Source organism: Dellaglioa sp. CoH-57-MRSF-21, from assembly GCF_056781915.1.
The window spans coordinates 1-709 of the sequence record NZ_JBXAXU010000023.1; the positions used below are offsets into that span (position 1 = coordinate 1).

Consider the following 709-nt stretch of genomic DNA (forward strand, 5'->3'; position numbering starts at 1 on the left):
CGCTTCCGTAAGATGCGGACGTTGGCGCAGGCCGCAGTTTTTCACCGCAAGTACTACGAGCGCCCGGGCGAGAGCGAAGCGGAAGATCGAAAAAGAAGTCGCTACGGACTAGAACAGTACGCTAAACTGCGGTCTGACGCAGGATAAAGGAGAAATGATGAGCACGAGCACCATCGAAATTCGTCGTGAACTGTTGCGTGGCGCAATCGCGAAATTGCGCTTGGGTCGAACCCTATACATCTGCAACGGCATTGAGAAAACGTTGGATGAAATGCGCCCATTTTCTGATCGTGAAGTGAAGCGCACGTATTACCAACAGTCTTTGGCTCTGAAGCATCGCATTCGCGAATTGTTGGACGGGCACCACTCGTACACGACATGGCTCGTGGCGCAGGGTGCGCTTCCTGAATACGAGGGCACGGTGGGAGACGCTCCCTACTCTGGCTACATCGATTCGTTGCCCGGTGTTCTTGAATCCCGCATCGCGTGGGCCGAGTGGATGCTCGAAAACTGGTGCGGAGAACAAGCATGAACAAGATTCGATATGCGGTGCTGGAGCTGGCACATTCGTTGGTGCAGGCAACACCATTGAAAACTGTATCACCGAATTATTTCGTGTGCTGCGCGGTGCAGGCAGCGGGGGAAGCGCTGGACCAAGGAAAGCCCGGTATCTACAGTGTAGAAGCTCAAAAGGTGCGCGCCGCTATCC

Annotated in this window: 2 protein-coding genes; both read left to right on the forward strand. The window is 54.7% G+C overall.

Annotated elements, in window-relative coordinates; genetic code table 11:
• The first annotated feature begins 154 nt into the window (after positions 1–154).
• Complete coding sequence (locus AC1RPQ_RS07675; protein WP_289859403.1) at positions 155–532, forward strand: hypothetical protein; 378 nt, start codon at positions 155–157, stop codon at positions 530–532.
• A partial coding sequence (locus AC1RPQ_RS07680) for a hypothetical protein (protein ID WP_481762212.1) occupies positions 529–709 on the forward strand: 181 nt, incomplete at its 3' end. The genes AC1RPQ_RS07675 and AC1RPQ_RS07680, both read left to right, overlap by 4 nt.

Bases quoted from the DNA above. Each gene is read 5' to 3' on its own strand.
- AC1RPQ_RS07675 (WP_289859403.1), top strand. From the start codon at position 155: ATGATGAGCACGAGCACCATCGAAATTCGTCGTGAACTGTTGCGTGGC.